The organism is Acidovorax sp. YS12, from assembly GCA_021496925.1.
Lineage (GTDB): Bacteria > Pseudomonadota > Gammaproteobacteria > Burkholderiales > Burkholderiaceae_C > Paenacidovorax.
Window position 1 is genome coordinate 1991198 of the sequence record CP053915.1, and the last position, 10691, is coordinate 2001888.

General features: G+C 68.8%; 8 protein-coding genes. 4 read left to right on the top strand and 4 right to left on the bottom strand.

Annotated features, from left to right (window positions below):
• Window positions 1-8 precede the first annotated feature (8 nt).
• Both YS110_09040 and YS110_09045 read left to right on the top strand, forming a co-directional pair.
• The gene (locus YS110_09040) at window positions 9-1877 is read left to right on the top strand and encodes an AMP-binding protein (protein UJB64878.1); all 1869 of its coding nucleotides are present in this window, start codon (window positions 9-11) and stop codon (window positions 1875-1877) included.
• A 13-nt stretch (window positions 1878-1890) separates the two neighbouring features.
• Complete coding sequence (locus YS110_09045) at window positions 1891-3039, top strand: acyl-CoA dehydrogenase family protein (GenBank protein ID UJB64879.1); 1149 nt, start codon at window positions 1891-1893, stop codon at window positions 3037-3039.
• Between the two features lie 801 nt (window positions 3040-3840).
• Here the strand turns inward: YS110_09045 and YS110_09050 are convergent.
• From YS110_09050 to apbC, 4 genes are all read right to left on the bottom strand, one after another.
• Window positions 3841-4110: a hypothetical protein gene (locus YS110_09050; protein ID UJB64880.1), complete on the bottom strand. Its 270-nt coding sequence runs from the start codon at window positions 4108-4110 to the stop codon at window positions 3841-3843.
• Between the two features lie 125 nt (window positions 4111-4235).
• The gene (locus YS110_09055; protein UJB64881.1) at window positions 4236-4394 is read right to left on the bottom strand and encodes a hypothetical protein; all 159 of its coding nucleotides are present in this window, start codon (window positions 4392-4394) and stop codon (window positions 4236-4238) included.
• 293 nt (window positions 4395-4687) lie between these two features.
• Window positions 4688-5743: a selenide, water dikinase SelD gene (selD, locus tag YS110_09060; GenBank protein ID UJB64882.1), complete on the bottom strand. Its 1056-nt coding sequence runs from the start codon at window positions 5741-5743 to the stop codon at window positions 4688-4690.
• Window positions 5744-5745: 2 nt separating this feature from the next.
• The gene (gene apbC, locus YS110_09065) at window positions 5746-6837 is read right to left on the bottom strand and encodes an iron-sulfur cluster carrier protein ApbC (protein ID UJB64883.1); all 1092 of its coding nucleotides are present in this window, start codon (window positions 6835-6837) and stop codon (window positions 5746-5748) included.
• A 179-nt stretch (window positions 6838-7016) separates the two neighbouring features.
• Here apbC and YS110_09070 point away from each other — a divergent pair, with 179 nt between their 5' ends.
• Both YS110_09070 and YS110_09075 read left to right on the top strand, forming a co-directional pair.
• Complete coding sequence (locus YS110_09070) at window positions 7017-8276, top strand: patatin-like phospholipase family protein (GenBank protein ID UJB64884.1); 1260 nt, start codon at window positions 7017-7019, stop codon at window positions 8274-8276.
• A 257-nt stretch (window positions 8277-8533) separates the two neighbouring features.
• Window positions 8534-10684: a TonB-dependent receptor gene (locus tag YS110_09075; GenBank protein ID UJB67405.1), complete on the top strand. Its 2151-nt coding sequence runs from the start codon at window positions 8534-8536 to the stop codon at window positions 10682-10684.
• The last annotated feature ends 7 nt before the right edge of the window (window positions 10685-10691 follow it).

Sequence of the window (10691 nt, forward strand, 5' to 3'; positions counted from 1 at the left end):
GCACGCCCATGGCTTTCCAGGCACCTTCTCCCCCGCTGTCTTCGCTCGCCGACATCGAGCGCTTTGAGCAGGCGCAGCCTTTCGAGGCGCGCTGTACGGCCACCAGCATCCATGCGGTGCTGGCGCAATCGGCGGCGCAGCATGCATCGCGCACGGCGCTGACGCTGCTGCGCGACGACGATCCGCTGCAAGTCCAGGGCACGCTGACCTATGGCCAGCTGTTCGCCGGGGTCACGCAGACCGCCAACCTGTTCACCGCGCTGGGCGGGCCGCGCGTGGGCGTGGCACTCATGCTGCCCAACCTGGTCGAGACGCAACTGGCGCTGTGGGGCGCGGAATGCACGGGCTATGCGGTGCCCCTGAACGTGCTGCTGTCGGTGGACTACCTCGTGCACCTGGTGCAAGCCGCCGATGCGCGCATCCTGGTGGCCGCCGGCTCGCAGATCAGCCCCGACCTCTGGGCCAAGGCGCAGGCCGTCGCCGCCCGGGTGCCCGGTCTGAAGCTGCTGGCCGTCAACCGGGGCGACGCGCCGCCGCTGCCCGCCGGGGCGCTGGATTTCAACCTGGCGCGGGCAGCGCACTCCGCGAGCCAGCTGGATGCGCCAAGCGGGTCGGGCAACGACCGCGCGGCCTTCTACCACACGGGCGGCACCACGGGTGCCCCCAAGCTCGTGGCGCACACGCACCGCAACCAGATCACGGCCGCGTTCGGCGCGGCCACCGTGCTGGGCCTGCAGCCGGACGACGTGCTCGCGCACGGCCTGCCGCTGTTCCACGTCGCGGGCACCATCTTCGGGTCGCTGGCGCAGTTCATGGCGGGCACCCACGTGCTCATGCTGTCGTCTGCGGGCCTGCGCAACCCGCAGGTGATCCGGCAGTTCTGGAAGATCATCGAGCGCCACCGCGTGACCATCGGCGGCGGCGTGCCCACGTCCATCGCCGCGCTGCTGGGCGTGCCGGTGGATGCGGACATCTCCAGCCTGCGCATGAACGTCAGCGGCGCGGCCAGCATTCCGCGCGCCGTGGCGCAGCAGTACGAGGCGCACACCGGCCGGTTGATCCACCAGGTGCTGGGCATGACCGAGTGCGGCGGCATCATCGCCATTGCCCCGGCGGGTGGGCAGCCCGTGGCGGATTCGGTGGGTTTTCGCATTCCCTACACCAAGGCGGAAATCCGCCGCCTGGCGGCCGATGGCAGCGTGTCGGGCATCTGCGCGCCCAATGAGGTCGGCGTGCTCGTGATCCAGGGGAACCATGTCAGCCCCGGCTACCACAACATCGGCGAAGACCAGACCTTCATGGGCCAGCAGACCGTGAACTCCGGCGACCTCGCCTATGCAGACGAAGCGGGTCGGATCTACATCGTGGGCCGCAGCAAGGATCTGATCATCCGCAGCGGCCACAACATCGACCCTGGCCCGCTGGAGGATGCGCTGCTCGAACACCCGGCGGTCGCGGGCGCGGCGGCCGTGGGCCAGCCGGACCGCCACGCGGGCGAGCTGCCCGTGTGCTACGTGGTATTCAAGCCCGGAAAAAGCGCCAGCGAGGAAGAGCTGCGTGCCTTCATGGAGCCGCGCCTGCCCGAGCGGCCCTCCTGGCCCAAGCACTACTACACGGTCGAGAGCCTGCCCATGACCGGCGTCGGCAAGCCCTTCAAGCCCGCCCTGCGGATGGATGCGGCCCAGAGGCTGGCCGCCCGCCTCATCGGCGAGGGCATCGGCGCCGGCGGGGTGGCGGTGCGCTGCGAGCAGGACGGCAAGGCCGGCATGCGCGTCGTCGTGGAACTGGCCGGGCCCCAATGGGCGCACCGCGAGCGCATCGGCGCCTTGCTCGAAGGCCACCTGTTCAGCGTTTCCATCGTCGCGGTGACGGGGTAGGAGGGGGCAGCACATGCAGTTCACACCCGAGCATCTGAGCCTGCGCGAGAGCGCGGCGCGCTTCATCGAAGCGGAAATCAATCCCCACGTGGACGCCTGGGAGGCCGAAGGCGTGGTGCCCGCGCGCGCGCTGTACCGCAAGCTCGGCCGCATGGGCTTCCTGGGCATCCACAAGCCGCTGGAAGACGGCGGCCAGGGCCTGGACTACAGCTATGCCTTGGTCTTCGCGGAGGAACTGGGCAACGTGCGCGCTGCCGGGGTCACCATGGGCATCGGCGTGCAAACGGACATGGCGACGCCCGCGCTGGCGCGCCATGGCAGCGACGAGCTGCGGGCGCAGTTCCTGCGCCCCTCCATCGCGGGCGACCTGGTGGCGGCCATCGGCGTGTCCGAGGTGTCGGCAGGCTCGGACGTCAGCGCGGTGCGCACCGTGGCCCGCAGGGATGGCGACGAGTACGTGATCGACGGCGGCAAGATGTGGATCACCAACGGCACGCAGGCCGACTGGATCTGCCTGCTGGCGGTGACCGGCGAAGGCCCCGCGCACGCCAACAAGTCCCTGCTTGCCGTGCCCATGGACCTGCCCGGCGTCTCCATGTCGCGCAAGCTGGACAAGCTGGGCATGCGCAGCGCCGACACGGCGCAGATCCATTTCGACGGCGTGCGCGTGCCCCGCCGCTTCCTGATCGGCCGCGAGAACGAAGGCTTTCGCATGCAGATGCAGCAGTTCCAGGAAGAGCGCATCTGGATCGCGGCCACGGTCATCAAGGCCCTGGAGCGCGTCATCCGCGACACCATCGACTACACCGCCGAACGCTGCGCCTTCGGCCGCAGGGTGCTGGACAACCAGGTGGTGCGGTTCCGGCTGGCCGAACTGCAGGCGGAAGTCGAACTGCTGCGCTCGCTGGTGTACCGCGCCGTCGGGGAGCTGGTGGCCGGGCGCGACGTGACGCTGCTGGCATCCGCCGCCAAGCTCAAGGCAGGGCGGCTGGCGCGCGAAGTGACGGACGCCTGCCTGCAGTTCTTTGGCGGCATGGGCTTCATGAACGAGACGCCCGTGTCGCGCGCGTTCCGGGACTTGCGCTCCATCTCGATCGTGGGCGGCGCCGATGAGGTGATGCTGGAGATTCTGTCCAAGGGGCAGTTACGGCACGGCTTGTGATGTCTGGCTCAGGGACCGAGGGCCGCCACCGCAGGCCATCGCCTTGTCCGCCGGCAGGAACGCCATCCAGCGAGAGCTGCTGGAGGGCCTTAGCGTCCTGCAGCACGGAGAGATCCTGCGCGATGACCTTCTCCATGAACAGCACCCCCAGCCTTGGCAGCGCGCACAGTTCATGCAGCGGGTCCTGGTCCACGCCGTGCACCCATATCCGGCGCAGGCGGGTGCGCGCGGCCAGGCCCTTGAGCGGCTTGCCCTTGCGCAGCAAGCGGGCGCCCTCGGCAAGCGCCGCGATGCTGGCCGCGGACGGCGCGGCGCGGGGGAAGGCATCCCACTCCAGCGACAGCCCCGCTGCGAAACGATCGAGATGATCTTGGTGGTGAATCATCATGGGGGGGTGAGATGGCTTCATTCGACGGGCACCTTACTCCCGGCCTCAAGCAACCCGCAAAAAATCAAAAAAGATAGCTGTTCGCGCTTTCCCAGCAAGCGATAGAGCCCTTTCTGACTTGAAACTTCAATCCGCCACCCGCAGCAGGATTTTGCCGATGTGGCTGCCGCTTCCCATCAACCGGCGCGCATCGGCTGCCGCCATGCACCAGCGGCGTGCTACCGGGCGCGATGTGGCCACGCTGGAAGACATTGGCCCAGACGGTGAAGAAGGCCTCGGGGATGGCGGCGGCGATGAGCGTAAACGGAATTGTTCAGGGTGGACTCATTATTTTGGCCACTATCCCTTGTACAACAAGCGCTGGCAGCTCTCATTTCAAGAGCAGAAGGCGCAAAAATCAAATCTGAACCAACTCACCCATGCTGCCGTTCCAACCGTCGTGCCGCAGGCGAAGAACCAACCCTCTGCGCCACGGCCACGCAGACCGCCCATGCTTGAGGTGTATTGCGGTGCAACTCGGCAAAAGGCGCCATGCGAACTCCGACAGGCCCCAAACACCAGCCCAGCAATCCATGGTCGTCCACCTCCAGCAACTGCTGTGCAAGTTGCCGAGGATCAACACCACCATCGGCCAAGAAATCCTGCACGCAAGCCACGTTCAGAGCCAATTTACTGATGTACATAAGATGCCTTTTCGGTACCGCATCGCGAAAAGATCGTAAACACGCTCTTAAGCTCCCCATGCGCTGGGCTTGCGCCCCTGGGCCATTGTCCAACAGCCTGTTGGGCAATGGCGCAATCCCAATGCTCACGTCTTTCCCAGCTTCTTGATGGCGCTCTCGAACTGCTCGATTTCCTTCAGATCATCGGCATCCACCTCCTTGACTTCGACAGATTCTTCAATCTGTGCGAACAGCCGCTCATCGCCCAAATCCAGCGTCTTGAATTCTTCCCTCGGCCAGTTCACTGCTTCTCCTGTGGTCTATGACCCACTATTGGAAATCAGGCAGATGTGTGTAAGGGGATGGGTTGAGGTACGCGTGCCGTAATCAGCTGCCTTCGTAAACCAGCCCGCCGCATAGTCCAGCGACCTCCGGTTTTTCACCCGTATACCAAGGTCAATCTGCGCGCTACCGTGCCAGCAGCGATTCGGGCGGATTCCGTCGATGCCATGGCAGGGGAGATTACAAGCAAAATCGGGCTCAAATGCTTGCTGGGCGCGCGCTGGAAGCTACCAATTGATGAGCAAATGAATGCGCGTCAGGCGCTCACCTCCAGCCGCGCCGGCCCCTGCTGCACGTGGCCGACCACGGCCGCCTGCGCGAAACCTTCGCGCTGGAACACGGCCAGCACCTCCTCCACGCTGTCCGGCGCGCAGGCCACCAGCAGCCCACCGGAGGTCTGCGGGTCGGTGACCAGGCTCTGGGCCATGGCGGGCAGGCCCGGCGCCAGCACCACGCCCGCACCGTAGCCGGCCCAGTTGCGGCCGCTGGCGCCGGTGACGAAGCCCTGGGCAGCCAGTTGCTCCACGCCGGGCAGCAGGGGCACGCGCGCCCAGTCGATGTGCACCGTCACGCCCGCGCCGCGCGCCATCTCCAGCCCATGCCCGGCCAGGCCGAAGCCGGTCACGTCGGTAATGGCGTGCACGCCGGGCAGCGCGGCCAGCAGCGGGCCCGGGGTGTTGAGGCGTGTGGTGCTGTCGATCATCTGGCGGTAGCCCGCCTCGTCCAGTTGCTCCTTCTTCAGCGCGGCGGAGTACACGCCCACACCGAGCGGCTTGCCCAGCACCAGCACGTCGCCGGGCCGCGCGTCGGCGTTGCGGCGCACGCGATCGGGGTGCACCAGCCCCATAGCGACGAGGCCGTAGATCGGTTCGACCGAGTCGATGGTGTGGCCGCCCGCGATGGGGATGCCGGCGGCGCGGCACACGTCCTGCCCGCCGCGCACGATGGCGCCTATCACGTCGAGCGGCAGCACGTTCACTGGCATGGCCACCAGCGCCAGCGCCATGATGGGCTTGCCGCCCATGGCGTACACGTCCGACAGGGCGTTGGTGGCGGCGATGCGGCCGAACTCGTACGGATCGTCCACGATGGGCATGAAGAAGTCGGTAGTCGCCACCAGCGCCTGTTCATCGTTCAGGCGGTAGACGGCGGCGTCGTCCGAGGTCTCGATGCCCACCAGCAGCTCGGGCGGCACGAAGCCGGCCGCGCCGCTGGAGCGCAGGATGTCGGACAGCACGCCCGGGGCGATCTTGCAGCCGCAGCCGCCGCCGTGGGACAGGGAGGTCAGGCGCGGGGAGGGGGTGGTAGCCATGTTCAGGAAGACTTGCTGATGGTGATGGTGGGGAACTTGCTGGAGAAGTCCTTGCCCTGCTGCGCGATCTTCACTGCCACCGTGCGGGCGATGGTCTTGTAGATACGCGCCACGTCGCCATCGGGCTCGGCGGCCACGGTGGGGCGGCCGCTGTCGGCCTGCTCGCGGATCGACAGGCGCAGCGGCAGCGCACCCAGGTAGTCCATGCCCTGGCTCTGCGCCATCTTCTTGCCGCCGTCCTGGCCGAAGATGTGCTCCACGTGGCCGCAGTGGCTGCACACGTGCACGGCCATGTTCTCGACGATGCCGAGGATGGGCACGCTCACCTTCTGGAACATGGTGATGCCCTTCCTGGCGTCGAGCAGCGCGATGTCCTGCGGCGTGGTGACGATGACCGCGCCCGTGAGCGGCACCTTCTGCGCCATGGTGAGCTGGATGTCGCCAGTGCCGGGGGGCATGTCCACCACGAGGTAGTCCAGGTCGTCCCAGCGCGTCTGCATGATGAGCTGCTCCAGCGCCTGGCTGGCCATGGGGCCGCGCCAGATCATGGCCTGCTCGTCCTTGACGAGGAAGCCGATGGAGTTGATCTGCAGCCCCATGGCGCGCTTGGGCTCCATCAGCTTGCCGTCCAGGCTCTCCACGTCGCCCGAGGTGCCGGTCATCATGGGCTGGCTGGGGCCGTAGATGTCAGCGTCCAGCAGGCCCACGCGCGCACCCTCGGCCGCCAGCGCCAGGGCCAGGTTCACGGCCGTGGTGCTCTTGCCCACGCCGCCCTTGCCCGAGGCGACGGCGATGATGTTCTTCACCCCCGGCAGCAACGGCATGCCACGCTGCACCGCATGGGCCACGACCTTGGTGGCGATGTTGACCGAGACGTTGTCCACGCCCGCCACGCCCTTGGCGGCGCCGATGAACTGGCGGCGCAGCTCGGGCACCAGGCTTTGCGCGGGGTAGCCCAGCTCGACGTCGAAGGCGACGTCGCCGCCGGAGATTTGCACGTTGCGCACCGCGCGCGTGGAGACGAAGTCCTTGCCCGTGTGCGGGTCGCACACGCTGGCGAGCGCCGCCAGCAGGCCTTGTTCAGTGACTGCCATGGTTTCTGGGATCATTCCTGTGGGGAGGGGAGCGCGCTAGTCTAGGCCAAGCCACCCGCCCTTTGCCGCCGCCGGGCCATCGGCCTGCCTGCGGGTTTCTCCACGGCCCGGGCGCGGGCGCACGGCGGCACACTCGGGAGGCCCTGCACCCGCGCGGCCATGCCACTGCCCCACCCACCATGCCCACACCCCCTTCTCCCTCCCGGCCCATGACCGGCCTGCTGCTCGCCGGCGGCGGCGCGCGCGCCGCCTACCAGGTCGGCGTGCTCGAAGCCATCGCGGCGCTGCGGCGCCACTGCGGCGAGGGGCGCGGGCCGAACCCGTTTCCCATCATCACGGGCACCTCGGCGGGCGCCATCAACGGCGCCGCGCTGGCCTGCGGCGCCGACCACTTCGAGCGCGCCGTGCGCCGCATCGCGCGCATGTGGGGCCACATCCGCGCAGGGCAGGTCTACCACGCCGATTCGCTGCACGTGATGCAAAGCGGCGCGCGCTGGCTCACGCTGCTGTCGCTGGGCTGGGCGCTTGCGCGCTGGAAGCGCACGCGCCCGCACTCGCTGCTGAACAACGCGCCGCTGGAGCGGCTGCTGGCGCAGGTGGTGCCGCTGGTGCGCCTGCCACTGCTGATCCGCCAGGGCCACCTGCAGGCGCTGGCCATCACCGCGTCGAGCTACAGCTCGGGCGAGCACGTGACCTACTTCGAGGCCGGGCCGCAGGTGACGAGCTGGACGCGCTCGCAGCGCAAGGCGGCGCGCGAACGCATCACGGCCGAGCACCTGCTGGCCTCGTCGGCCATTCCCTTCATCTTTCCGGCGCAGGCGCTGGCGGTGGACGGGCACACCGAGTACTTTGGCGACGGCTCCATGCGCCAGTCGGCCCCGCTGGCGCCCGCCATCCACCTGGGGGCCGAGCGCCTGCTGGTGGTGGGCACGGGGCGCCTGCACGAGCCGCCGCGCCACGGCCAGCCCGAGCCCAGCTATCCCACGCTGGCGCAGATCGCGGGGCATGCGCTGTCGAACATCTTCCTGGACGCGCTGGGCGTGGACGTGGAGCGCGCCCTGCGCATCAACCACACGCTGTCGCTGATCCCGCCCGAGGCGCGCGCGCACAGCACCCTGCGGCCCGTGGACGTGCTGATGATCGTGCCCTCGCAGCGCATCGACGACATCGCCGCGCGCCACGTCACCGATCTGCCCGTGACCATGCGCACCATGCTGGGCGCGCTGGGCGTGACCTCGCAGGCGGGCGACGTGCGCGGCGCGGCACTGGTGAGCTACCTGCTGTTCGAGCGCGCCTACACCCGCGAACTCATGGACCTGGGCCGCGCCGACACGCTGGCGCGGCGTGCCGAGGTCTGCCGCTTCTTCGGCTGGAACGACCCGGGCACGGCCCTGCCGGCACGCGCCAGCGACGACGACGGCAACAGCGAGGCCGACTGATACGCACGGGCACACACGTTTGTTTGCAATATCTGCTTACACCTGTCGCAAAATACCGCACTGCCATCCGCCAGCCCCCCTGTTCCCCGCAAGCCCCGGCCCCGCGCCGGCGGCGCATCCCTGCATAACGCCGCACAGTGAAACCCCTCGTCCTGGCCCCCGCCGCCCCGAAGAACCGCCTGCGCCCCGCCCTGGCGCTGGCCTGCCTGCTGCACACCCCGGCCTGGGCCGCGGATTCGCTGGAACGCGACGCCGAGATGCTCATGGACCTGTCGCTGCAGGACCTGATCGCCACGCCGCTGATCACCGCCTCGCGCCAGTCCGAGACGCGCGACCAGACGCCCGCGCAGGTCATGGTCGTCACGCGCGCGCAGATCCGCGAGCGGCGCTACAAGAACCTGGCCGACCTGCTCGCGGACCTGCCCGGCGTGGACATCCAGCGCGGCACCAAGTCGTCGCAGTACAACCAGTTCGCGGTGCAGGGCAACGTGGGCCCGAACAAGCTGCTGGTGATGCTCGACGGCGTGCGCATCGGCGCGCCCGCAGGCGGCAACTTCACGGTGGCCGAGAACCTGGGCCTGTACATGGCCAAGCAGGTCGAGGTGCTCTACGGCCCTGCCGCCGCGCTCTACGGCGCCGACGCCGTGGCCGGGGTGGTGAACATCATCACCGAGGCGGGTACCGGCCCGCAGGGCAGCTGGGCCTCGGTGGGCGCGGGGCGCTTCGGCAGCCAGGAAGCCTCGTTCATGGCCGGCATGCGCAATGCCGAGGGCCTGAGCCTGGCCGTGGGCGGGCACTGGCAGCAGTCCGACCGCGCGCCGCTCGACCAGTACTACCCGCGCGAGTTCGCCAAGGTGCCCGCCATGGTCAACGGCACCACGGTGGTGCCCGCCAACGCGCGCGAGGACTACACCGGCGGCGTCGCCAGCCGCAGCCTGTACGCGCGCGCCGACTGGGCCGATCAGCTCACCGTGGGCTTCTACCGCCACCAGTTCACCAGCCTGACCAGCACCGGCGACCCGCCCGCCATGGCGCGCTACCAGGACAGCTCGCAATGGCAGCCCACCACCGACACGGTGTATGCGCGCCTGCGCTTCGCGCCCGCGCCCGACGTGAGCGCACAGCTGCTGATCGACCATGCGCGCCTGGAGGTCGATCCCAAGGCGCGCTACAACAACACCAACAACGCCTACCGCGACGGCTTTTCCTACGAACTGGGCACGCGCACCGGCATCGAGCAGAGCCTGCACTGGCGCCTGAGCGGCACCCAGCAGGTGCAGGCAGGCCTGGGCTACCAGACGTATTCCGCCATCGAGACGGCCTCGCTGCCCGCGCCCTACGACACCGCCAAGCCCGCCGGCGCCCAGGGCCTGTACTACCCCAACACCGGCCTGCCGGTGGTGATCCACAGCGCCGACTTCCACAACGTCTCGGCCTACGTGCAGATGCAGTCGCAGTGGAGCGAGGGCTTTTCCACCACGGCGGGCCTGCGCATCGACCGCCACAGCGCCTACGGCACCACCACCAACCCGCGCCTGGGCGCGGTGTGGAAGCCGCTGGAGCGGCATGTCTTCAAGCTGCTCTACGGCGAGGCCTTCCGCGCGCCCTCGCCCGAGGAAAGCCTGAGCGCTTTCGGCACCTTCAGCGGAGCGCGTGACGGCGAGGGCCGCTACATCGGCACCAATTTCCGCGTGCCCAACTTCGGCCTGCAGCCCGAGAAGGTGCGCTCCCTCAGCGCCGCGTGGGACTGGCGTCCGGCGCCCAGCCTGAACCTGGGCGCGCACCTGTACCACAGCCGCATCACCAGCCTGGTCGTCACCCAGGCGTCGCGCAACGTGAACGCCATTCCCGGTGCCGTCCTGGTCAATCCCGAGACCAAGGGCAACGCCGGGCGCCAGGTGCAGACCGGGCTGGACCTGACGGCGCAGTGGCGCTTCCACGCGGGCGGTGCCTGGGCGGGCGAGCTCTGGGGCAGCGCGAGCTGGATACGCGGGCGCATCGACGAAGGCGACGGCGTGGACTGGGCCATTCCCTACGTGGCCAGCCACAAGTTCAAGCTCGGCGCCACGCTGCGCTGGCAGGACCGCGTGAGCATCACGCCCAAGGTGTACTGGACCGGCGCCGTCACCAATGGCCGCAAGAAGGCCCCCGGCGACCCGCTGCTGCCCGTGGGCGCCTGCACCCAGGCCATGGCGGCGCCAGACCGCTGCACCACGCCCGGCTACACCCTGGTGGACCTGCACCTGGGCTGGCACAAGCTGCTGAACGGCAAGGCCACGCTGTGGCTCGACATCTACAACCTGTTCGACAAACGCTACTACGCCGCTGGCGGCTCGGGCAGCCGCACCTTCTGGGACATGCCGCAGCAGCCGCGCACCTGGATGCTGACGCTGGACTATCCGTTTTGACATGAAG